Below are 23,771 nucleotides of genomic sequence, written 5' to 3'. Positions count from 1 at the left end.
CGCATTATCCGATTTCCCGTCGGTACTCACATGAAGCGATGGCTCTCCCGTGCAACCAGGATCGGTTACGTCCTGATCGCCCTCCTGCTGCTGGCGACCCCCGTCCTGCTGGTCTGGCAGCACTACGGGATGACGCGCACCCTCGAGATCTCCCCGCAGCACCCGTATGGCGTCGTGGTGAACGATGACCGCACCGCCCCGCGCGGCATCCCCACGGGCGGCAGTTCGGTCGCTTCATTGACCATCACTCAAGATGCAATCATCATGCGTTGCTATCTGGGGCCAACCATCGAATATCCGTTCTGCGACTTGCAGTTCCAGGTAGGCGGGCCGGACAAGGGCATCGATCTGACTGGGTACGACTCGATTGCATTCGACATTCGCTATTCGGGTCGCGGTCGGCATATCGTCAAGCTGCACCTGCTGAATTTCGAACCGGAGTTCGCCGCGCGGGGCGGTTGGGATGCCCAGCGGTTCAACGAAGCGCTCATCGATGTTCCCGCCGAGCCCGGATTCGCGATCCCGATGGATGCAGTGCGCACCGCCGACTGGTGGCAATTCCAACGCCACATCCCGCTGTCCAAGAGCGATCCCCGGCTCGATCATGTCACGGTCGTAGAACTGGAGGCGAGCGAAAACAGTGCCGCTGGGCAAGTCGTAACGCTCGAAATGCGCAAGATCGAGTTTCGCGGGAAATGGATCTCGAAAACCGTCCTTCTGACCTGGCTGGTGTTCGCATGGATCGCCGCCGGTATTTTCGGCCTGATTCTGGGACTCTTGCACTTCCGCTCCAACGTGTTGGCCAGCAATACTCGCCTGGAACAACTGGCCGCCATCGAGCGGGAGCGCAAGGAAGCCGAGGCGGCGCGCGAAAGGGGGCTGGCCGAGGCCGTCGCGCTGGCGCGCCAGAGAAGCAATTTCCTGGCGCAGATGAGCCACGAATTGCGAACCCCACTCAACGCCATCATCGGCTATACCCAGCTGCTCGGACGCGATCCCCAGTCCCTGACCAAACGTCAAGCGTCCGGCCTCGCGACCATCCACGAGAGCGGCCAGCACCTGCTCACCCTCATCAACGACATCCTCGACCTTGCGCGGGTCGAGGCCGGCAAGATGACGCTGCATCCGGCCGCCGTCAACCTCCGCGTCTTCCTGCAGGTCCTGGCCAACATCATGCGCGTCAAGGCCGAAGAGAAGGGCCTGGCATTCAACCATGAACTCGCGCCAGGTCTGCCGGCCGCGGTGACGGTCGACGAAACGCGGCTGCGCCAGGTCTTGCTCAACCTGCTGGGCAATGCGGTGAAATTCACCGATAGCGGCACAGTCTCTCTACGGGTGCTGCCGGCCTCTGCGGCCGAGGTGCCCGAGGGCCAGGACGGCGAGGCCACCGCGCGACTGCGCTTCGAAGTGGCCGACAGCGGCATCGGCATGACCGCGCAACAGCTCGGGCGCATTTTCCAGCCGTTCGAACAGGTGGCCACCACGCGGCGGCGCGAGGGCGGCACCGGACTTGGGCTGGCCATCAGCCAGCAACTGGTGCACCTCATGGGTGGCACGATCGAGGTCGCTAGCAAACCGGGCAAGGGCAGCACATTCTGGTTCGACATCACCATACCGGTGGCGACCTGCAGCCCGGCCGCCGTGCAGCCGCAGGACACGCTGACGGGCTATGAAGGGGAGCGCAAGCGCTTGCTTGTCGTCGACGACGTGCCGCAGAACCGCGCGATGATGCTGGACCTGCTGCAGGACGCCGGCTTCATCGTGGCTTCCGCCACGAATGGCCTCGAATGCCTGGTCCTGCTCGACAGCTTCAGGCCGGACCTGATCCTGATGGACGTCATGATGCCGGTAATGGATGGCAACGAGACGACGCGGCAGATACGCCGGATGCCGGGCTGGGGCGCTATCCCGATTATCGCCGTGACCGCCAGCATCGGCGCTGAAGACGAACTTAGGAGCTTGGAGGCCGGCGCCACCGCGTTCCTTGCCAAGCCGGTCGAACACGACGCCTTGCTTCGCACCATCGGCAAGCAGTTGTCGCTGAACTGGATCATCGGCAAACCGACGCTGGAACCGGCTAGGCTGGAAGCTGCCGACAGCGCCGACCTGGTCGGCCCGCCAGCCGAAGAGATCGAAGTGCTCTGGCGCCTGGCGCGCATCGGAAGCATGCGCGAGATCCGGGAATGGGCCAATTGCCTGCAGGCGCTTGAGCCGGCCTATGCGCCGTTCGCGGCGCGCGTGCGTACGCTCGCGCAGGGCTACCATTCGAAGGAACTGGCGGCCTTCGTGGCGCGCTACCGGAGCGAAAACGTCGTGCCGCCAGTTTGACGCCCTGTTTTTGCTCAAGAAACTTGACCACGCGACACCGCGATTGCCAGAGCGTGGGGTGTGTCGATCCCGTTCGTCGGTGACGTTGAACGAAGCATGACGCCTTGCTGTCCAATCCGGGCCACTGATACCACGCGGTCGATCCACGACGTTCCCTGCTCTGGTCGGCGCCGGGTCACCGGTCAGCTCCAGGGGATTTTTTTAAATGCAGTTTTACGCTAAACTGCGTTTGATTTAACGTTAAACTCACAGCGACCCGGCCGTGGCTTGCTGGCTTCGCTTCCCCACGCTTGAGAAAGATCCACGCGAATGACGAAAAATTCCTCCAACACACTCCGTTTGGCCATCCGTTTGTTCCCCATACTTCTGCTCGCCGCTTGCGGTGGCAGCACAAGCGGCGCCGTGACCGTACCGATGGCCAATGCCGTCCCTGTCGTGGCCGATAAATCATTGCCGGACTACATCGAAAGCGGGGGCCTCAAAGGTGCTCTTGGCGTGCACGATCCAGTCATGATCAAGGGCGGCGATACCTATTACGTGTTCGGCACTTTTACCGGCATCAAAACGTCGAAGGACATGACCACCTGGACGAATGCCGGTGCCGTATTCCCGGAGGGCGTCAAGCTCGGTTGGTGGAGCAAGGATATCCCGCAAGGCGCCCAGATCTGGGCACCCGATATCTCCTGGCACGACGGCAAGTACTGGATGTACTACGCGGTATCGGCCTGGATGAACTTCAATTCCAGCATCGGCCTAGCCACCAATACCACGCTGGATCCGTCAGACCCGGCTTATAAATGGGAAGACCAGGGTCAGGTCATTTCGTACAAAAATGGCGGCGAAGGCGTCAACGTCATCGACCCGAACGCGTTCCTCGACAAGGACGGCAGGGAGTACCTGCTGTACGGTTCCTTCAAGTCCGGCTTGCGGATGGTCGAACTCGATCGTAAAACCGGCAAACTGCTGTCCGAAACGCCGACGCCCACCGTCCTCACGAAGTCGCTCGGCGAAGGCGTATTCCTGATCAAGGACCCGCAGTACTACTACATCTTCGCCTCGCGCGGCATCTGCTGCAGCGGCGCGAACAGCACCTACCAGATTGTGATGGGTCGCTCCAGGACGATCACCGGGCCTTATTTGGCCAAGGACGGCGGCAGTTGGGTCGACGACAAGTATTCGCTGTTGCTGGCGGGCGACGAAAATGAACCCGGTCGCGGGCATAACGGCATCTACTCGGAAGGCGACACCACCTATCTGGTCTATCACGCCTACACCAAGGCGTTCGATTACAACTCGGTACTCAACATCAAGCCTCTTTACATGGACGCCGACGGCTGGCCGACCGTCACGCCGACCAAAACCAAATTCCAGATGGAGCCATTCGAGCAGAAAGTCTTCGCGGGCAAGTGAGCAGGATCAGAAACGCGATTGGTCAACAAGTTGCGCAACGTGGCGGGCGCGCCGCACAGCCATGCCTGCGTTCTTCGGCACGGACGCCGTCGAGACCAAGCCAAAAAACCACGGGGGGTGGAGGATGCCGCGATTCTTCTTGCGTTTTGGTTTTACGTTAAACTAAAATTCGTTCCGACCGGACATGCAACGTCCATTTTTTTTGCGCAATCTGGTTTAACGATAAACCAATCGGCGTAATTGTCCAGGTTCGATCGATAACAGTAAAAAACTTCAGGAGACATAAGATGAAAAGAAACACAACGGCGCCTTTCGCGCTCAAGGTGACCGTGGCCGCACTCGCGTCGGCCGGCGTCCTTGGCAGCGCCCCGGCGTGGTCACAGGAAGCTGCCCCGGCCGACGCGCCACAAGTGGAAGGGAAAACCGTCGTGGTGGTCACCGGCGTGCGCCGGGCCGCGCAAACGGCGCAGAAAATCAAACAGGATGCCGACAACGTCGTCGACTCGATCGTCGCGGACGATATCGGCAAATTCCCGGATACGAACGTGGCCGAGACGCTGGCGCGCGTCACCGGCATCCAGGTCCGGCGCGACGCCGGCGAAGCCAATTCGGTGTTGATCCGCGGCCTGCCGGGGATTTCGACGCTGCTCAACGGCCGTGAAATGTTCACGACGACCGGCCGCTATATCCAGTTGGCGGACATTCCATCGTCAATGCTGCAGCGCGTGGATGTGTACAAATCGCAGAGCGCGGAATTGCTCGAAGGCGGTATCGCCGGCGTGATCGACGTGCGCACCAACCGCCCGTTCGACTTCAAGGGAGCCACCGTCAGCGTGAATGCGGGCGCGCGCCACCTGGACAAGGCGCACCGTACCAACCCGGACGCGAACGCCCTGTTCTCGAATCGCTGGAAGACGGATGCCGGCGAGTTCGGCGCGCTGGTCGGTCTGTCGTACGTGAAGAGCGATTACTGGGAAGAGCGCAGCTTCCAGTCTTTCCCGATCTCCAAGGACTGGCTCGGGGCAGGCGCGACCGGTCCGGACGTATTGGGGCTGCAGACGATCTACGGCAAGCGTAAACGCACGGCCGCCAATTTCGCCGCGCAGTACAAGCCCAACGCCGACCTGGAATTCTACGCCGAGGGCCTTGCGTCCCATTTCCAGGGTAACGACCAGACCGACCTGCTGGTGGGCTTTCCCTTCTGGGCCAGCAGCAGCAGCGCCACCATGATTCCCGGCACCAAGGAAGTCGATACGGTGACATCGCAGAACGCCAACACGATCCTGTCGACGCAGGCACGCTACGCGGACAACAAGACGTCCCAGGTCGCCCTTGGTGCGAAGTGGCGGGTCGCGCCCGGGTTGCGTCTGACCTCCGAACTGGCGCATACCGACTCGAAATACGTCTGGCGCAATCCGATCCTGGACGTGATCACCAACGTTCCGAACGCGTATGGCAAGACCAACGTCGACGGCGGCGCGTACGTGAAATACAGCGGTTTCGATATCGGCAATGCGGCCAATATCAACCTGTTGCAGTTGTTCGACCGTTACGGCAACGACAAGGGGAGTTCGACCGACTTCCGCTCGGACGCCATTTTTACGCCGGCGAACGACGGCTTGTTCAAGGAATTCCTGGCCGGCGTGCGCGCCAACCGCCGCACCGCGGAGTCAATCAAGTCGTTCGAGGGCAGCGTTTCAGCGCCGAATAACGTCAAGGCATCGACGCTGCCTGCCATGACCTGCAACACGCCGACGTTGTCGCGCGATTACGGCACGCAGACCTGGTACACGCCATGCGCGAGCTATTTGCTGGACGATACCGCGACGGTTCGGCAGGCGGTGACGGGCAACCCGGCCGCCAAGGGACTCGATCCGGGGTCGTTCTTCAAGGACGTCGAAAAGAACGTGTCGATGTACGTGTCGAGCAAGATCGGCTTCGATGTCGGCGCCATTCCCGTTGACGGTCTGCTGGGCGTGCGTGTGACGCGGACCGATTCCGACCTGATCGGCAAGAGCCAGGTCAACGGCCAGTACGTGGAGACGCCGGTCAGCGCGAGCGGCACCAACGTGCTGCCGAGCGCGAACTTCAAGGCCAGGCTGCCGCATGATGTCATCGCGCGCGTTGCCTATGCGAAGACGCTGACGCGTCCGAGCTTTGCACAGCTCAATCCGGGTACGGCCTACGTCGCGGCGAACGGCACGACAGTGCAGGCGACGGCCAGTGGCGGCAATCCGAACCTGAAGCCATTCACCGGCCAGAACCTGGATACGGCGCTGGAATGGTATTTCGCCCCGACCGGCATGCTTGGCGTGACAGTATTCCGGCATAACTTCGACGGCTACATCATCAACAAATCGGTGCCCGAAATGTTCCAGGGCATCAAGTACGACACCAGCCGTCCGTTCAATACCGACAAAGGCCATTTGCAGGGCCTGGAAATGTCGTACCGCCAGTTCTACGACAGGCTGCCGGGCTGGCTGGGCGGCTTCGGCATGGAGGCGAATGCCAGTTATATGGAAGGGGGCCTGACGTCATCCATCGTGCCGGGGTTGCAGGGCAAGCCGTTCAGTGGCATGTCAAAGAATTCGTACAACTTGGTCGCGCTGTATGAAAGGGCAGGCGTTTCGGCGCGCCTCGCCTATAACTGGCGCTCGAAGTTCGTCGAAGTCTACGGCGATCACCCGAGCAATTCGGGCAACGCGCCGGCGCGCGATTTGATTGCTGCGCCAATGTCCACGCTGGATGGCTCACTGAGCTACAAGTTCACGCCGAACCTGTCGGTCACTCTGACCGGCACCAACCTGCTGAACTTCCAGTATGTCGATTACTGGACCGACCAGCGGCTGTATCCACGCGATACGCGCCGTTACGACCGTACGTTCGGGCTGGCGCTGAACTGGAAGAACTGATCGCACGGTCGATGTGTTACGCGCGCGGGTGCGGCGCCGCCGTTGATTCCCGGACGATCAGTTCGAGGCCGGGAACGCACTCCATCGGCGGGGCGTCGTACTTGCGTTCCTGGATTTCGATCAGCAGTTCCACGCCGCGCGCGGCCATCGCGGCAGTGGGGATGGCGACTGTTGTCAGCGCCGGGCGCGACTGGCTCGACACCATGATGTTGGTGATGCTGACGACAGAAATTTCGGCAGGGACCGGACGGCCCAACTGAGCAGCGGCGTCGAGGACGCCCAGTGCGGCAAGGTCGTTCGAGACGAAGACCGCCGTCAGGTCCGGCATGGCGGACAGCAGGTCGAGCGCCGCCGCTTTTCCGCCTTCGAAGGTGTCCGCGCAAAAACGCATCGCCGCAGCAGGGCAGGCCAAGCGGGCCTTGCGTATGACGTCGCGGAAGCCCAGGTAGCGCAGGTTGTGGATGCCGTCTTTTGGGCTAGCGATGATCGCGCCGATCTGGCGGTGGCCGAGTCCGGTCAGATGGGCGGTTGCCATCCGTCCCGCTTCGCGGCCGTCGAAGGCGAGGCAGGGGAGGCCCGGATGCGTGGCCGGGTCTTCCCACAGGTTGAGGACGACGGGCGTGCCCTGCGCGACGATCTGCTGGAGGTGCCCGACGTCCAGGCCCGGATTGTTGGCGACGATGACGCCGTCGGACAGCGAACCGGCCACTTCGTCGAGGAAGCGGGTTTCCTTTTCCGCTTCGTAGTCGGTGTTGCAAACGATGAGATAGCGCTGGTGCTTGCGGGCTGCCTGGTCCACGTACAGCATGAGCTCTGAATAGAAGGGATTCGTGATGCAGGTGAGCACCAGGGCGAAGGTGGGGGCTTTGCGCTCGACCAGCGCACGTGCCGCGAGGTTGGGGCGGTAGCCCAGGTGCGCGACAGCGTCGAGTACCCGTTGTCGGGTCGACTCGCCCGTCCTGCCGCGTCCGCGTAAAACGTTGGTCACGGTGGTCGGAGTGACGCCGGCATGGGCCGCTACTTCCTTGATGGTTGCCATGAATTGATTCGAAAGCCTTGCATGTGAATGGATGTCGGGATTTTCCTTGAAATTAGTTTCACGTTCAACTAGTATTATCAAAGTTTGGTTTAACGTTAAAGCACTTGAAGAGTTTTTCATTTTCTGGCTCAGGAGTAGTGGATTACGGGCGCGCGCCCGCGACCACGCGTGCATACACGTCGGCTCTTGAAATCATATAAACCGTTTTCGTCTCCTTGGCCATGTTGGCCTTTGTGGCAGCCTCGGCTGCCACTTTTTTGTAGGAGGGCGAACGTGCTCGACGCACGTTTTTTCGCTTTTGTACGATCACACGACGGCAATCGGGATCTGCTTTTTCCTGCGCCTGATCGCGCCGTCACTCACAGGAGGATGGTCATGAATCGATTTGCAGTGGGACTCGTATTACTGATGGCATTGGCGACCCAGGCGCGCGCTCAGGTAGCAGTGAGCGACGCCGTGCAGTTCAAGATCAAAAACGTCAATAGCGGATTGGTGCTCGCGATTCCCGGCGCCAGCCAGGCCGCGGGAACCAACGTGATTCAATGGAGCGACACCGGCGGTAGCGAGCAATTGTGGCATTTCATTTCGATGGGCAGCGGCCAGTACAACATCGAAAACCTCGCGACCCACCAGCTGCTGGGCGTGTCGAGTGGATCGAAATCGGTCGGCGCGCAAATCATCCAATGGGCCGATAACGGCACGGCGGATCACCTGTGGATGGTCGCCCAGGCGTCCGATGGCAATTATCTGATCAAGAACGTCAACAGTGGCTTGTACCTCGACGTCTACCAGGGGAACACCTCGACGAGCGCCGTCATCGACCAATGGAGTGCGTCCGGTTGCCTGTGCCAGGAATGGCAGCTGGTGAGCACCGGCATCGATCCGTGTCCGGCACCCGGCACCGTGAGCGGCAACGGGACGGGCGTGCACGATCCTTTCATGCTGCGCGACGGCGGCGGGACCTACTGGCTGTACGGCACCAACAATACGCTGGCGTCGTCGAGCGACAGGATCAATTTCACGAGTGCCGGCAGCGCGCTGGCGCCGATACCTGCGTGGACCGGCACCTATACCAAGGGCGGCACGTTGTGGGCGCCGAATGTGGCGCGGATGAACAACACGTACTACCAATACTATTCCGCATCCAGCTATGGATCGCAGACCTCGGCCATCGGTGTCGCCAGTGCGTCCACGCCGAACAGCACGGCGTGGACGGACCTGGGGACTGTGGTCACGTCGAGCGCATCGACGCCCTACAATGCCATTGACCCAAGCATCATCCAGGATCAGGCGGGCGCCTGGTGGATGTCCTACGGATCGTGGTGGAACGGCATTTACCTGATCAAGCTGGACCCGGCCACCGGCAAGCAATCGACGGCCAATACGACGAACTACCACTTGGCCCAGCGTCCGAAGGGACTGGAGGGTTCGTATCTCTACTATTACAACGGGTATTACTACCTCTTCGCGTCCATCAATAACTGCTGCAGCGGTGCGAACAGCACATACCGGATCATCGTTGGCCGTTCGAGCTCGGTCACCGGCCCCTACCTGGACCGCGGCGGTGTCAATTTGCTGAGCGGCGGCGGCACGATCGTCCTGAGCGCGCACGGCAACATCAAGGGACCCGGCGGCCAGAGCCTCATGACCGACAGCGACGGCCCTTTGATGGTCTACCACTACTACGATGCCAATAACAATGGCAATCCGACGCTGGGCATCAACCGTATCGCCTTTACGGCGGATGGCTGGCCTTACGTGTATTGATGCCCTGATTCGATACGCCGATTTTTTATCTGTATAGGAACGACGCAATGAAGCTGCACAAGTCTGCTTTTCCTGGCTGGCGGATTTTGGTTCGCCATGTTTTGTTCGCAGTGCTCGGCGGGCTGTTCGTCATGCCGGCGTACGCCGACGCCGGACGCGAACGGCTGTCGCTCGATCGCGGCTGGCTGTTTCATCTTGGGGATGTACCATTCCACGTGCCCGCCACGCAGGACGAAACCTATTACGCCACCAAGGCCGGCATGGCGTCAGGTGCGGCAGCCGTGAAATTCGACGACACCGCGTGGCGCAAGCTCGACCTGCCGCACGACTGGCAGGTCGAACAGCCATTCGACCCGAAAGCGAATATGGCCCAAGGCTTTCGCCCACGCGGCATCGGCTGGTACCGGCGCTATATCGCCCTGCCCGAAAGCGATCGTGGCCGGCACGTCGAACTCGAATTCGGCGCCATCGCCACGCATGCCACCGTATGGGTGAACGGTAACCTCGTCAACCATAACTGGTCGGGCTACAACGAGGTGCGCATCGACATTACGCCGTACCTGCATTATGGCGACCGGCACGCTAATGTCATTGCGGTCCGCGTTGACGCGGATGCGATGGAAGGCTGGTGGTACGAGGGGGCCGGCATGTACCGTCACACCTGGCTGGTGAAGACCGATGCCGTGCACGTGGTGCCCGACGGCGTGCGCGTCACGCCGCGCGAGGTCGCGGCCGGCAACTGGGAGATCCCGGCCACCGTCACGCTCGATAACGACGGCAAGCAGGAGGCGCGGGTCGACGTGGAGATGGTGGTCACCGGGCCGGACGGCAAACAGGTGGCACGTCGCAGCACGTCGATCGCGGTGCCGGTGCTTACGCAGGTGACGGCCTCGCTGCCGATGGCGATACGCCGGCCGGCGCGGTGGTCGCTCGACCGGACCACGCTGTACCACGTGACGACGACCGTGCGGCGCGATGGCAAGGTGGTGGACCGGCTGGCACTGGATACCGGCTTTCGCACGCTGCGGTTCGACGCCGCAAAAGGGTTCTTCCTCAACGGCGAGCACGTCAAGTTGCAGGGCGTGTGCCTGCATCAGGACCATGCCGGCGTCGGCGTCGCCGTGCCGACCTCGATCTGGGCATTTCGTCTGCGCCGCCTGAAAGAACTCGGGGTGAATGCGATCCGCTTTTCGCACAATGCGATCGCCTCCGAAGTGCTGGACCTGGCCGACCGCATGGGCTTCCTGGTGATGGCCGAGAACCGCAATTTCAATCCCTCGCCGGATTACATGAAGCAGTTCGAGTGGATGCTCAAGCGCGACCGCCATCATCCCTCGGTGATCCTGTGGTCGGTGTTCAATGAAGAACCCGTGCAGGCGACCGAGGCCGGCTACGAAATGGCGCGGCGCATGGTGGCCGTTGCCAAGGCGCTCGATGGCACGCGTCCAACCACGGCCGCCATGAGCAATGGCTTGCTCACGCCCCTGAACGTCTCGCATGCGGTGGACGTCGTCGGCGCTAACTACCAGATTCCCGAGTACGACAAATTCCATGCGGCCCGTCCAGACAAGCCGTTTACGAGTTCGGAAGATACGTCGGCATTCATGACGCGCGGCGAATTCGCGACCGACAAGGCGCGTCATATCGAGACCAGCTACGACACTGAGGCGCCAGCCTGGGGCAATACCCATCGGGACGCCTGGCAAGCGATCGGCACGCGTGATTTCGTCGCCGGCGGCTTCGTCTGGACGGGCTTCGACTATCACGGCGAGTCCTGGCCCTACGCATCGTGGCCGTCGGTCAGCTCGTTCTTCGGCATCATGGACTTGAACGGTTTTCCGAAGACGGCGTACTACATGCACCAGGTCCAGTGGATCAAGGATCGGCCGCTCATCTACATCGCGCCGCACTGGAACTGGGCGGGCAAGGAGGGTCAGGAGATCGTGGTCAGAGTGATGTCCAACGCCGAGCGGGTGAAGCTCTTGCTCAATGGTCGCGAGATCGGCGAACAGAAGGTCGACCACTATCGCATGAACGATTTCAAGGTGAAATATGAACCAGGGAAGCTGGACGCGATCGCCTACACCGGTGGCAAGGAGGTGGCGCGGACGAGTGTCGAGACCACCGGCCCGGCCGTTGCGCTGGAACTCGTACCTGACCGCGGCATGCTCAATGGCGATGGCGACGACGCCATGCCGATTACCGTGCGTGCACTCGATGCGCAAGGCAGGGCAGTGCCGATCGCGAACGATGAAGTGACCTTCGAGACCGCCGGTGCGGGCAAGTCGATCGGTCATGGCAACGGTGATCCAAATTCGCACGAAGACGAGAAGGGCAGGACGCGCAGGCTGTTCAACGGCCTGGCCCAGTTGCTCGTGCAGAGCAACTGGGCCAGCAGCGGTTCGATCGAAGTCGACGCCAGCGCTCCCGGGTTGCGGGCCGCGCACCTGACGATTCCAGTCAGGGCAGCCGCGCCGGTAGCGTACGTGCCTGCGGGGGCGCCGCCGGTCGACGACAAGCCGTAGAGCTGAATTGCTCAATTCGACGGCAGTGTCCCGGATTGCCGCGCCACTGCCGGAACCTTGCCAGAGCCACCTTAAGAGGGATTCAGTTTCGCTTCTGGCAACGAGACCGCTCAGCAAGGTGCGCAGTGCCATCGTCTCCTGCACCCAAGTCGCTTCTCCATGTCGGCCTCGAACGCGTTCGTCCTCAATGTCGTGCAAGCAGTCATGCCCTTTTGCACGCCGTTGAGGTGCCTTCGACACATGGTATAGCTAATGGTATTGTCGAAGCATCAATCCTAAACGGCATGAAAATTCAGTTAGTTGGCCGAGCCATTGATCATCGAGTGGGAGTGAGTTTCCCAAAAGAAATTTAGTCCTGCCGTCTTTAAAAGCCCGCTTTATCTTGGCGGGCTTTTTTACAGAATAGCGCAGGGAAAGTCTGTCTCGTTGAGCTCACTCAAGCTTGTTGAGCAGATGGATCTGCCGCGCCGACTGAGCGCACGAATGTTGCGAGAGATCGATGTGCACCCGTTGTGGTAGAAAAGTGCTCTAACAGCGGCCTGCACAACCGTCTGGACGGGTTCGACTCCTATCCTCGCCTATAGCATAGCTGTAGATCGGCGCCCCAGCGCTGATCTACGTCAGCGGCACACTTTGCCGCCGTCGAAGACTGCATGCACCTCCCGTTTGCATATATCGAGAACGCCGCTACATGAGCCGCGGGTCAATTATCTCAACTCTGTGTCGGTGGAACCGCCAGCAGGCCACAGGGCCGCATCGCGAAGGGTAGTGGGTAAATTATCGATGAGGTCACTGGACTGATTACGACAGCCGATTGTACTTCTCGTCCTTACGAAGTTCGCCGCTTAACCAGGCGACCAGTCGTTTGGTTTCAGAGCGCTCCGTCAGATGCGATGCCACCCAGATCGTCAGCTTGTTGGGTCCAGGAACGAAGCCAAACGGCGCGACTAATGCGCCACTGTTGAGATCGTCCTGCACCAGCATACGCGGCACATTAGCGATGCCCAATCCGCAGCGAGCGGCTTGAATAAGTAGATAAAAATGCGGAAAGCCTTCGTCCAGAACTAGCTCTCCTATCGTTGGGTCATAGCATTGCCTCCATTCCGACCAAGCCCGTTCGCGCGTTCGTGAATAGATCAACCGGGCTCGATGCAAATCCGCCGTCGTGTGTATTTGATTGGTCCTCAGGTATTCCGGTGAGCACACGGGCCCGACCCATTCGTCACAGATATCGGTACGAACAACATCACGTGGCAACTCCTGTGACGATAAGCGAATGGCTACGCTTATTTTGTCGTGTGTAAAGTCGAGTGGTCCTGATGTCATGTGGTACTGCAAATCGACGTCCGGATTTTCTTGGTCAAAGGTAGATAACCGAGGTAGCACCCAATACATCATGATTGACGTTGAACAAGCCAGGGTAAGTGGCCCCGGCTTGAGTTGATCAAGACTGGCTTGGATTTCATCGAACCCGCGCTTCAGGCCATCCGCGAGCCGCTGCCCCTCGTTCGTTGGTTCTGCGCCCTGAGCAGTGCGCGGCAGCAATAGCACCGCGAGTGTTTCTTCAAGTAGGCGCACCTGCCGGCTTACGGCCCCGTGCGTAACCGCCAGTTCATCTGCCGCGGCAGTAATCCACCTATCGATCGGCGGCGTCGCTGCTGGACTACGTAATACCGGCTAACCGGCAGATGTTGGTGTCGCTCGGCCGCAGCCAGCAAGCAGAAGCGATTCGCTACGGCCGGGCAGCAACGATGAGTGCTCCTTGCTGATGGAGATGCTTCAGGAAACGACTGGCATAGTCTTCAACGACGGCATTTTGCACGCTGGGACGTTTTGCTAGCGCAGTACGCCATGCCGAAATGCGCGGAAGACCGTCGAAAATCGGCTGCGCGACCGCGGCGTCGATGATGTCAAAGTAACGGAAGAGCGGGGCGTAAACCGCGTCGACCATGCCAAAGGCCGCGCTATCGAAAAACGGCCCGATGTTCATTGCAGACTCGAGTTTGCCAAGCCGCTCGCGAAATGCCGCGCGCTTCGCCGCGGCGGTCGCGGAGTCGCGAGCGTGGAGAAACTGCCAGGCGTCTGCGAACGTCTGTCCGGCAAACTCGATCCAAGCACGTTGCCGGGCGCGTAGTAGCGCGTCATGAGGGTACATCGGCGCTCCGCCTTGCGTTTCGTTGAGGTACTCGCAAATCACGATGCTTTCGAACAGGATCGCGTCCTCGGCATCCGCTTGGCGCACCTTGAGTACCGGTACCTTGCCCGTCGGCGAAAGTGCCAGGAACCAGTCCGGCTTGGCCGACAGGTCGACGTCTATCCGATCGAATGCTACGCATTTCTCGAGAAGCACGATCGCGGCGCGCTGGACGAAGGGGCAAAGCGGGTGGCTTATCAGGGTAAGTGCAGTCATAGTGATGTGATGCGGTCAATCGCTCATGGAGAGGAAACAGCGGACGAGGTCTTATTTATTGCGTACCGCTGTCGCCTGATGGTTGGACTGGAGGCTTTGTCGCCCAGCCCCGCAGCAGACGTTCAGCGTGTCGTCGACTCGGCCGAAGCCGGGCCGCATTCGCCGAACGCCTGTGCTGTGTGCCTAACCGTTCAGCAGGCGCCCGCCGTCAACGACGATTTCGGATCCTACCGTCCAGCGAGACTCGTCCGAAGCCAGATACAGGACGGCTTGGGCCACCTCGTCGGCCGTGCCGAAGCGGCCAAGCGGAATGCTCGCGGCAATATCCTTGTTGACCTGTTCGCGGTAGGCATCCGGAATCCCGAGTTTGTCGTACAGCGGCGTCTCGACCGGGCCCGGGCTGACCGCGTTCACACGAATGCCACGTCCCAGCAATTCCGTAGAAAGGGTCTTGGACATGTTCAGGAGCGCGGCCTTCGTGGCAGCATAGACCGACGAGCGGTCAGCGCCGGCATGCGCGCTAACGGAGGTGGTGAGTACGACTGAAGCGGGATTGGCGAAGACCGGGAGCAATGCCTGCAGCAGGAAGTAGGGACCTTTGACGTTGATGTCAAAAGAGCGGTCGAACATCTCTTCCGTCCATTCCTCGATGGGCACCCAGACCGACACGCCGGCGTTCAGAAAGGCAATGTCCAGTTGGCCGTAGTGGTCCTTGATGGTTTGTGCTAACTGCTTTTGTGCGGCTACGCTTGCTGAGTCAGCGCGCAATACCGGGACTTCCGGTCCCAGTTCGGCCTGCGCCTTTGCGATCGACTCGGGATTCACGCCCGTGACGATGACACGGGCGCCTTCCGCCAGAAACTGCTTTGCCGTCTCGAGCCCGATGCCACTGGTGCCTCCGGTGATAAGAGTACGTTTGCCTTGTAAGCGCGACATTGATTTCTCCTGTAAATGACGACCAAGTTGGTCGTGGAAGAGACATGATGTTCTCATGCTGAAACATCGAGAAGACAACGATTCTGTATATAATTCATGCGTTTTTCGCATGAATATGGGCAGACTATGGACCGCTTTCTTTTGATGACATGTTTCGCGCGTGCCGTAGAGACAGGAAGCTTTTCTGCTGCCGGCCGTGACCTGGGCCTTGGGCAGCCGAATGTCAGCCGCTACGTGGCGGCGTTGGAGGACCGTTTGCAGACACGACTGCTTTACCGGTCCACGCGCAAGCTGTCGTTGACCCCGGAGGGGGAGCGCTACTATGCCGACGTTCGGCGAATCCTCGATGCTGTCGATGAATCTGAATCGTCCTTCAGGAACAACGTCGAGCCTTCGGGGCTGTTGCGTGTCGCCTGTCCAACAGCGCTTGCGCACGCATTCGTGTTGCCGCATGTGCCGGCATTTTTGGAGCGGTATCCTCGGTTGACGCTGGATCTTCAGCTTAACGATCGCTACGTGGACCTGATCAATGAAGGGACCGAACTTGCCATTCGCATCGGCAACCTGGAGGACAGCGCTCTGCGTGCGCGCCGTCTAGGATGCTACGAACGCGTCTTTGTGGCGGGCACCGACTACTTAGCCAAACGTGGAGTCCCGCAGACACCGGATGACCTGCGTGACCACGACTGCGTCATTTACACGCTGCTGTCGTCTGGAGCGGTTTGGCGTTTTCGAGATGTCGACATTCCGATATCAGGAAGGTTCAGGGTCAACTCGCCGGACGCCGTGGGTGCTGCCGTCGAGGCAGGCTTAGGCGTCGGACATGGACCGGCGTGGCTGTTCGAGCGCGGGCTGCGCAGCGGCCGCTTGCAGTTCATCCTGACGAGTTACACTGCGCCACCTGTTCCGGTGCAGATCGTTTATGTTGCAAACAGACTGCTGCCGACGCGGGCGCTCGTTTTCATGGATTTCATGGCTGACGTGTTTTCGAAAATTCCAGCCCTGAACGGTAGCGGCTCTTTGCCGGCGGGTTAAGAGGCCCGATTGAATTGTTGGCGATTTTGGTTGTCGTCGTCACAATACGTCAGGTTGTCTCGTCGCTGTGCGGCGATCTGGTTTTTGCAGTCTCGTTGCACTCCAGAGAGCGGCTTGCCGCGCCGGCACATCGCCATTTGTTTAGCCGACGTCCTACTGCAAAATTGTTTCCTGTGGCATGCCTTGCGCGATGACGTCCCATATTATTCGACCGGTCGGTTTAGCGAATGCCTGCGTCTAGTTGAGGGAGCCGATGCACACGCAATGTGCAGGCGAGCCTGACAGGCGAGATAGAAAGACTTCTGGCGTCATGTCGTCGCCATGAACGGCGCGGCGCGGCTCGACGAAATCCAATCCTTGATGAAAGGATTCTGGGCAGAGTTCACAGTAAATTTTTCGTGACTACTTAGACGGGCTGCGATTCTGTCCTCGCGTACTCGATGTGAGACTGCGGTGCGCCGCTTGGTGGCAATACTGATTGGCCGCGGTTACGTGGTCATCGATATTGTTATGTAACTATTTTTTGTAATGGTTTCGCGAGAACGACGGCGCAGCATTTGGCGAAGGCCGCGTGGATAGGCGCCGGGGTAAGTCCGAAAATCGCCATTTTCATAGGCGACATGGCGGATACCGCCGCACGCGAACAATAATTTGTTCGAAACTCTTGCTAAAAGGCGGGGCGAGCGCATGTCGGGTCGATGAGAGCATCGTACAGCCAACGGTGTTGTCGAAGTGCCAATTTGAAAAGCCTTGGAAACTCGGGCACTTAGCTCAGCCATTGATCATCGAGTGGCGGCAGTACGAGACGGACCACGATGCAGAGCGCAGGATGTCATCCCGGGTTGACAGCCCGTCGCGATTGGCACTCAGACCCACAACATGAGCGTATTCGCAGTCGCCTGCAGCGCCGGGACGCATTTCGCGGTCGCTTCCGCAGTGGAGCCGTTCGCGCTCGACATCGAAACGGACAGTGCCCCGATCAGGCGTCCACGCCGACTCTTGAGCGGCACCGAAATGCCGCGCATGCCGATCTCGTACTGGTTTTCGGTGACGCCGAAACCCTGTGCGCGGATGCCCTGCAACTCGCGCAGCAACTGGTCCTTGTCGAGGACCGTCATGTGCGTGAATGGCACCAGTTCCACGCGCGCGAGGTAGGCCTGCAATTCGTCGTCCGGGAGCGCCGCCAGCAGCACACGGCCGGCGGTCGACGCATAGGCGGGCAGGCGCGTGCCCGGCTCGAAGCCCGGCGTCACGTGGCGCGGCGCGTTCACGCGGCTGACGTAGACGACGTCGTCGCGCTCCAGCACCGAGTAATTGGTTGATTCTTGCAACTGCGCGGTCAAGTGCTGCAGATAGGGCACGATGGCGCGTGGCAGGCGTGCCGAGTCGAGATAGGCGCGCCCGAGCGTGAGCACTTTCGCGGTCAGCCAGAAGACACGGCCGTCCGTCACCGCCATGCCGGTATGCACGAGCGTGAGGAGGTAGCGCCGCGCGGCGCTGCGGCTGATGCCGATCCGTTCCGCGACGGCCGTGGCAGTGAGGCGCGCGTGCTCGTCGTTGAACGCGGTAATCACGTCGATGCCTGTTACGAGAGCCTCGATGATGTCGCGCTGGGCGACCTCAATGTCGATGGGTTCGGTTTTTTTCATGGTTTAGATTTCGGGCATTTTGTGCGCTAATCGCGCAAACGGAGCGATTGTCGCATTTTCTCCGGTTTGCCCCCGTATTTTTGTCGAATTGTCCTTCCTATACTGCGTCGTACATCGTTACGCAAGGAACACCATGGACAGGCAACCTTCGCCACCCGACGCCGACAATCCGCTCGGCATCGACGGCATCGAATTCATCGAATACGCCACGACCCGGCCGCAGGCGCTCGGCGCGCAGCTGGAGCAGCTGGGCTTCGTGGCCACCGCGCGGCACCGTTCGCGCGAAGTGACACTTTACCGCCAAGGCAACATGCACCTGATCGTGAACGCCGACCGCCGCTCGCTCCCGCAGTCGGACGGCGATCCGCAGGCCACCGTGATCGGCGCCGTCGCGTTGCGCGTGCGGGACGCGAGCCAGGCTTACCGTCGTGCGCTCGACCTCGGCGCCTGGCCCATCCCGACGCGGGCTGGCGTGATGGAACTGAACATCCCGGGCGTGCACGGTCCCGGGGATTCGATCCTCTACTTCGTCGACAGCTTCCGCGACTTCTCGATCTACGACGTGGACTTCCGCCCGATTCCGGGCGCGCCTCCCGCGCCGCCGGCACTGGCAGGCATGCACCTGTTCGGGGTCGTGCAGGCCATCGGCGCCGGCCGCACGCCGGAATGGACGGATTTTTACCGCCAGCTGATGGCGTTCCGCCCGCTGGCGGAAGGGCACTGGTTCGGCGTCGTCCACAAGGGCACGCTGCTGGAAAGTCCGTGCGGCGGGTTCTACGTCCAGCTGGTCGAACCGCCCGAGGGCGCGGCCGGCCTGCGCTGGGAAGAGCAGCTGATCCGCGTCGGCTTCGGCGTGCCGGGCGTGGCACAAGCCGTGCGCGCACTGCAGGCCCGCGGCGTGCCGTTCCTCGATCCCACCGCGCCGACGGAGGATGCGAAGGGCGCGCTGACCCAGCTCGTGCAGGGTGTCAGCTTCGAGCTTGTCGCAAGCCAACCGGGAGGCCGTCATGCTTGAGATCTCCGGCACCACGAAAATCTTCCCCGTCATCGGCTGGCCGGTCGAACAGGTCAAGGCGCCGATCCTGTTCAACACGTATTTCAAGCGGCACGGCATCGATGCGCGCGTGGTCCCGCTGAAGATCGCCCCGGACGCATACGCTGCCGCGGTGCGTATGCTCATGGCCGTCGAGAACGTGGGCGGCATTTTCGTATCCATTCCGCACAAGCCCGCGAGCGTGGGGGCGGTCGACGTCGTCAGCGCGCGCGCCGCGCTGGCCGGCGCCTGCAATGCCATCTACAAGGGGCCCGAGGGCGTCGTCCACGGCGATCTGATCGACGGCGAAGGTTTCATTCGCGCCTTCGACCGCACGTGCGGCGGCGCCGCGTTTCCCTGGGAGCAGGGACGTGCGCTCGTCGTCGGCAGCGGCGGCGTCGGCTGCGCGGTCGCGGCCGCCCTGGCAGCGCGTGGCATCGCACGTCTCGACGTGTGCGACAACCGCGCGGATCAGGCGGCGGCGTTGCGATCCCGGCTGCAGGCCGCCTATCCCGGCACCGTCGTCGGCCTGGGACGGCCCGTCGCTGAAGGCTACGACGTCGTCGTGAACTGCACACCGTTGGGCATGCACACGGACGACCCGCTGCCGATCGACCTGCGCGGCGTGGATGCCGCGTGCATCGTGGCCGATTGCGGCATGAAGATCGAGACGACGCGGCTGCTGGCGGAAGCGCAGGCGCGCGGCTGCCGCATCCAGAAGGGCAAGGAGATGATGATCGAGCAGTCGCCGCTGTACCTGGAACTGTTCGGCTGGCCCGGCGTGCCCGCATCCGCATTCCGCGCACTGGAGGTGCTATGAATCTCGCGAGCTTCGGCATGGACACCATTACCCTCGGCGGCTCGCTGGCGACCAAGCTGGCGGCATCGCGCGCGGCCGGCTTTGCGCAGATCATGCTGTGGGCGCGCGACCTGACCGGATATCCGGGCGGCCTTGCCGCGGCCGTGGAGCTGGTGCGCGCGAGCGGCCAGCGCGTGACCGGCATCCAGGTGATGCGCGATTACGAGGGCCTCGACGGGAACCTGCACGAGTACAAGCTCGATGTCGCCCGCCAGATGCTCGAGGTCTGCCGCGCCGTGGGCGCGCCACTGCTGATGGTGTGTTCCAGCACGTCAAGCCACGCCAGCGGCGACATCGGCCTGATCGCGCGCCAGCTCGCCAAGCTGGCCACGCTCGCGGTGCCGCTCGGGGTGCGCATCGGCTACGAGGCGCTGTCGTGGGGCCGGCACGTGAACCAGTTCACGCAGTCGTGGGACGCGGTCGCGCTGGCGGACCACGCCAACCTCGGCGTCGTGCTGGACTCGTACCACATCCTCGCCAACCGCGGCGACATCGACGGCATCGACGAAATCCCCAGCGACCGGATCGCGCTGGTGCAGCTTTCCGACTACATGTGGCGGGAGCTGCGCAGCCCGGAGGAGCGGCTCGAAACGGCCCGCCACCTGCGCGTCTACCCCGGCGAAGGCGCACACTCGGACGAGCTGGCGCGCATGCTGCGCTGCCTGTCGCGCGCCGGCTACCGGGGCGACTACAGCTTCGAGGTGTTCAACGACGACTACCAGCAGCTGTCGCCGGACTTCGTCGCGCGGCGCGCGCATGCGAGCGCGAAGTGGGTGACCGACCAGGTGCTGCGGCGCAGCCTGCAGGTGCGCCAGGCAGCATGCGTGGAGGTCCCGGCATGACGACAAGGAAGGCAGTGCTGGTGCTGAACGGGCCGAACCTGAACCTGCTGGGCCGGCGCGAACCGGCCGTGTACGGCGCGCACACGCTGGACCACGTGCGGGGCCTTTGCATGGACACGTGCGCGCAGCACGGTTTCGATCTCGACTTCCGCCAGTCGAACCACGAGGGCGTACTGATCGACGCGCTGCACGAGGCGGGCGTGGCGCAGGCCGAGGGCAGGTTGGCCGGCGTGGTGCTGAATGCTGGCGCGCACACGCACACGTCGCTCGCCCTGCGCGACGCGATCGCGGGTGCGCGGGTACGTACGATCGAGCTGCACATCACGAACGTGCATGCGCGTGAAGACTTCCGCCACCACTCGTGGATTGCGCCCGTCGCGGAAGGCGTCATCGCGGGATTCGGCATCCGCGGCTACGCGCTGGCGATCGCAGCGCTGGCCGCCTGAGCACGCACGACAAAACAAGACCTATAACGACAATCAGGAGACAACCATGAAAGTGAGCACCTTGTGCGCTTGCCTGGCGGCGGCTTGCCCGACGCTGGCGCTGGCCGGCACCGGACCGGATTCCGGCGTGACCATCTACGGTAATTTCGACGAGTACATCGGCTACATCCGCAGCGACAGCGGCGCCCACGTACTGGGCCTGAACGACGGCGCGATCCTGCGCAGCCGGCTGGGCTTTCGCGGCGCCGAAGACTTGGGCAACGGCTGGCAGGTCCGCTACACGCTCGAACTGGGCCACAACGCCGACACCGGGACCAGCGCCGAGTCGACGCGCCTGTTCGACCGCCAGGCGTGGATCGGCATCGAGACACCCATCGGCGAACTGCGGCTCGGCCGCCAGAATACCGATATCTTCCTGATCGGCGGCGCCATCGACTACACGGAGCGCACGACGTTCGGTTCCGTGGTGAACACGTTCGGCGTGCCGTCGCGCTACGAGAACGACGTGTCGTTCAAGACCGTGCGCCGCGCCGGGTTGCAGGGCAGCGTGCATTACGCGCTGCCGGAAAATGACGGCGTCAGCGTGCGTGGCCGCCATCCGGTCGTCCAGCTGGCGGTCGACTGGCAGGGCGGTCCGTGGCGCGCCGGCTATGCCGGCCTGCGTGCCTGGGCCGAGGATGCGGGAACGGTGCGCACGGCCATCCGCTACGACAACGCCTACCTGAACTACAAATACGGGCGCGGCACGCTGTACGCAGCCGTCCTGCGCAGCAATAATTCGACGAATAACGCCAACGGCTGGAATGCCGCGTCCATCCTGAGCAACATCGGTTCGCCGAACAACGGCGTGGCCGGCACCGACCCGCACGCGCGCCGCTTCTACAACATCTGGCAGCTGTCGGCCGACTTTCGCGTCACGCCCAGGCTGCGGGTGGGGGTCCTATATGGCCGCCTGCGCGACACGAGCGGCGGCGGCGCCGGCGCGGCCGGCTGCAACGCGGGCACCTATTACGAACTCTCGAAGCGCACGACGTTGTACGGCTTTGCGAGCCGGCTGGCCAACGAGGCGCGCGCGGGCTTCCGCTTCAGCAGCTCGGCGGCGCCGTCGGCCAACCTGGCCGGCGCCGACGTCAACGGCCGTGCGCTCGCCGGCCTGCAGCTCGGCATCCTGCACCGATTCTGATAACTTGAACATTCTGGAGGACGACATGGCTTCAACGACGCTAAGCAACGAATCGGGCGCGACGCCCTTGGCAACCGAAACCGCGGCGCCGGCACCGGGCGGTGCCGCTCCACGCAAGGCCGCGCTGGCCAGCTGGATCGGCAGCGCGGTCGAATACTACGATTTTTTCATCTACGGGACGGCCGCGGCCCTCGTGTTCGGCAAGATCTTCTTCCCGGCGTTCGACCCGGCCGCCGGCACCATCGCCGCCTTCGCCACGTTCGGCGTCGGCTACGTCACGCGGCCGATCGGTGCGCTGCTGCTGGGGCACATCGGCGACCGCCACGGGCGCAAGAAGGTGTTGACCCTCACCCTGCTGCTGATGGGCCTCGCGACGTTCCTCGTCGGTTGCCTGCCCACGTATCACCAGGTCGGCCTGTGGGCGCCTGGCTTGCTCGTCGTGCTGCGCATGTTCCAGGGCTTGTCCGCCGCGGGAGAGCAGGCCGGCGCGAACTCGATGACCCTTGAACACGCGCCCGCCGACAAGCGTGCGTTCTACACAAGTTTTACCTTGTCCGGCACGCAGGCGGGCCTGATCCTGGCAACGCTCGTGTTCCTGCCCGTATCCGCGCTGCCGGAAGAGCAGTTGCTGGCGTGGGGTTGGCGCATCCCGTTCTTTCTCTCCGCGGTCGTCGTCATGATCGGCTTCTGGGTGCGACGCACGTTACCCGAAACGCCCGCGTTCGAGCACCAGGCCGCGGAAGGCAAGGCCGCGCGGCGACCGCTCGTCGAGCTGGCGCGCCACCACAAGGCGTGTGTGCTGCGCGTGATCCTGGGGGCGCTCGTCGCCGTCGTGTCGACCGTGTTCAGCGTGTACACCCTGTCGTATGCGGTGAATACCATGCACCTCCCGCGCGCCGCCATGCTGACCCTGCTGGTCTGCGCGAACCTCGTCGCTCTGTGCGCGATCCCGCTGTTCGCGGCGCTGTCGGACCGCATCGGCCGCAAGCCTGTGTTCATCGCCGGCGCGCTCGGTTCCGGCCTGCTGGCGTGGCCGTACCTGTGGGCGATCGCGCACGCCAATATGCCGCTGGTGTTCGCGTGCGGCCTGCTGCTGTCGGGCGTCGTCTACAGCGCCGCGAACGGCGTCTGGCCGGCGCTGTACGGCGAGATGTTCAACACACGCGTGCGCCTGTCCGGCATGGCCGTCGGCACCCAGCTTGGCTTCGCGCTGGCCGGCTTCGCGCCCACGATCTGCGCCGCCCTCCAGGGCAACGATCCCGGCAATTGGGTGCCCGTGGCCGCATTCGTGACCGCGGCTGCCGGCGCCGCCGCGCTGACGGTGGCCACGTGCCGCGAGACGTGCCGCACGCCGATGGCGGAACTGGGCAAGCAGGTCTAGGTTGTTGCGGTGAACT

Annotated in this window: 17 protein-coding genes; 12 read left to right on the top strand and 5 right to left on the bottom strand. The window is 62.3% G+C overall.

The features are described 5' to 3' along the window. The first annotated feature begins 30 nt into the window (after positions 1–30). The 3 genes from HAV22_RS01885 (at position 31) to HAV22_RS01875 (ending at position 6,650) form a co-directional block, all read left to right on the top strand. Complete coding sequence (locus HAV22_RS01885) at positions 31–2,328, top strand: ATP-binding protein (protein WP_166855909.1); 2,298 nt, start codon at positions 31–33, stop codon at positions 2,326–2,328. Positions 2,329–2,637: 309 nt separating this feature from the next. Further along, a complete protein-coding gene (locus HAV22_RS01880; protein WP_166855907.1) occupies positions 2,638–3,738 on the top strand; it encodes an arabinan endo-1,5-alpha-L-arabinosidase in 1,101 nt (366 codons plus the stop codon). A 287-nt stretch (positions 3,739–4,025) separates the two neighbouring features. Further along, the gene (locus HAV22_RS01875; RefSeq protein WP_166855905.1) at positions 4,026–6,650 is read left to right on the top strand and encodes a TonB-dependent receptor; all 2,625 of its coding nucleotides are present in this window, start codon (positions 4,026–4,028) and stop codon (positions 6,648–6,650) included. Between the two features lie 16 nt (positions 6,651–6,666). Here the strand turns inward: HAV22_RS01875 and HAV22_RS01870 are convergent, their stop codons facing one another. After that, on the bottom strand, positions 6,667–7,689 hold the full coding sequence (locus HAV22_RS01870; RefSeq protein WP_166855902.1) for a LacI family DNA-binding transcriptional regulator: 1,023 nt from the start codon (positions 7,687–7,689) through the stop codon (positions 6,667–6,669). 273 nt (positions 7,690–7,962) lie between these two features. Between HAV22_RS01870 and HAV22_RS01865 the strand changes: the two genes are divergently transcribed. After that, on the top strand, positions 7,963–9,456 hold the full coding sequence (locus tag HAV22_RS01865) for a family 43 glycosylhydrolase (protein WP_166855900.1): 1,494 nt from the start codon (positions 7,963–7,965) through the stop codon (positions 9,454–9,456). Between the two features lie 47 nt (positions 9,457–9,503). Continuing rightward, positions 9,504–11,981, top strand: a complete 2,478-nt coding sequence (galA, locus tag HAV22_RS01860) for a beta-galactosidase GalA (RefSeq protein ID WP_166855899.1) — start codon at positions 9,504–9,506, stop codon at positions 11,979–11,981. Between the two features lie 801 nt (positions 11,982–12,782). On the opposite strand, the gene HAV22_RS01855 is transcribed toward galA, so the two are convergent. The 3 genes from HAV22_RS01855 to HAV22_RS01845 all read right to left on the bottom strand — a co-directional run bounded on the left by HAV22_RS01855 (position 12,783) and on the right by HAV22_RS01845 (position 15,327). Continuing rightward, a complete protein-coding gene (locus HAV22_RS01855) occupies positions 12,783–13,625 on the bottom strand; it encodes a LysR substrate-binding domain-containing protein (protein WP_166856361.1) in 843 nt (280 codons plus the stop codon). A gap of 88 nt (positions 13,626–13,713) precedes the next feature. Then, positions 13,714–14,391 (bottom strand): glutathione S-transferase family protein, encoded by a 678-nt coding sequence (locus tag HAV22_RS01850; RefSeq protein ID WP_208296011.1) that lies wholly within the window; start codon positions 14,389–14,391, stop codon positions 13,714–13,716. 183 nt (positions 14,392–14,574) lie between these two features. Next, positions 14,575–15,327: an SDR family oxidoreductase gene (locus HAV22_RS01845; protein ID WP_166855897.1), complete on the bottom strand. Its 753-nt coding sequence runs from the start codon at positions 15,325–15,327 to the stop codon at positions 14,575–14,577. Positions 15,328–15,453: 126 nt separating this feature from the next. On the opposite strand from HAV22_RS01845, the gene HAV22_RS01840 reads away from it, so the two are divergent. Next, positions 15,454–16,362 carry a LysR family transcriptional regulator gene (locus HAV22_RS01840; RefSeq protein ID WP_166855895.1) on the top strand — a complete coding sequence of 303 codons (909 nt, stop codon included), beginning with the start codon at positions 15,454–15,456 and terminating at the stop codon, positions 16,360–16,362. Between the two features lie 866 nt (positions 16,363–17,228). On the opposite strand, the gene HAV22_RS01835 is transcribed toward HAV22_RS01840, so the two are convergent. Next, the gene (locus tag HAV22_RS01835) at positions 17,229–18,011 is read right to left on the bottom strand and encodes an IclR family transcriptional regulator domain-containing protein (RefSeq protein WP_166855893.1); all 783 of its coding nucleotides are present in this window, start codon (positions 18,009–18,011) and stop codon (positions 17,229–17,231) included. A gap of 133 nt (positions 18,012–18,144) precedes the next feature. On the opposite strand from HAV22_RS01835, the gene HAV22_RS01830 reads away from it, so the two are divergent. The 6 genes from HAV22_RS01830 to HAV22_RS01805 all read left to right on the top strand — a co-directional run bounded on the left by HAV22_RS01830 (position 18,145) and on the right by HAV22_RS01805 (position 23,755). Beyond that, entirely contained in the window at positions 18,145–19,026 is an 882-nt protein-coding gene (locus HAV22_RS01830) for a 4-hydroxyphenylpyruvate dioxygenase (RefSeq protein WP_166855891.1), read from the top strand. After that, a complete protein-coding gene (locus tag HAV22_RS01825) occupies positions 19,019–19,864 on the top strand; it encodes a shikimate dehydrogenase family protein (RefSeq protein WP_166855889.1) in 846 nt (281 codons plus the stop codon). The genes HAV22_RS01830 and HAV22_RS01825 overlap by 8 nt, the downstream gene beginning before the upstream one ends. Beyond that, positions 19,861–20,745, top strand: coding sequence for a sugar phosphate isomerase/epimerase family protein (locus HAV22_RS01820; RefSeq protein WP_166855886.1), 885 nt, complete (start codon positions 19,861–19,863; stop codon positions 20,743–20,745). Before HAV22_RS01825 ends, HAV22_RS01820 begins: the two co-directional genes overlap by 4 nt. Beyond that, positions 20,742–21,191, top strand: coding sequence for a type II 3-dehydroquinate dehydratase (aroQ, locus tag HAV22_RS01815; RefSeq protein WP_166855884.1), 450 nt, complete (start codon positions 20,742–20,744; stop codon positions 21,189–21,191). Before HAV22_RS01820 ends, aroQ begins: the two co-directional genes overlap by 4 nt. Before the next feature lie 46 nt (positions 21,192–21,237). Further along, on the top strand, positions 21,238–22,374 hold the full coding sequence (locus HAV22_RS01810) for a porin (protein ID WP_166855882.1): 1,137 nt from the start codon (positions 21,238–21,240) through the stop codon (positions 22,372–22,374). 67 nt (positions 22,375–22,441) lie between these two features. After that, complete coding sequence (locus HAV22_RS01805) at positions 22,442–23,755, top strand: MFS transporter (RefSeq protein ID WP_229421009.1); 1,314 nt, start codon at positions 22,442–22,444, stop codon at positions 23,753–23,755. Positions 23,756–23,771 lie beyond the last annotated feature (16 nt).

Origin of the sequence: Telluria antibiotica, assembly GCF_011682055.1 — a bacterium.
In the GTDB taxonomy this organism is placed as follows: Bacteria; Pseudomonadota; Gammaproteobacteria; order Burkholderiales; family Burkholderiaceae_D; genus Telluria; species Telluria antibiotica.
The sequence above is the reverse complement of the archived record's forward strand: the minus strand, read 5'-3'. Positions and strand labels throughout refer to the sequence as shown.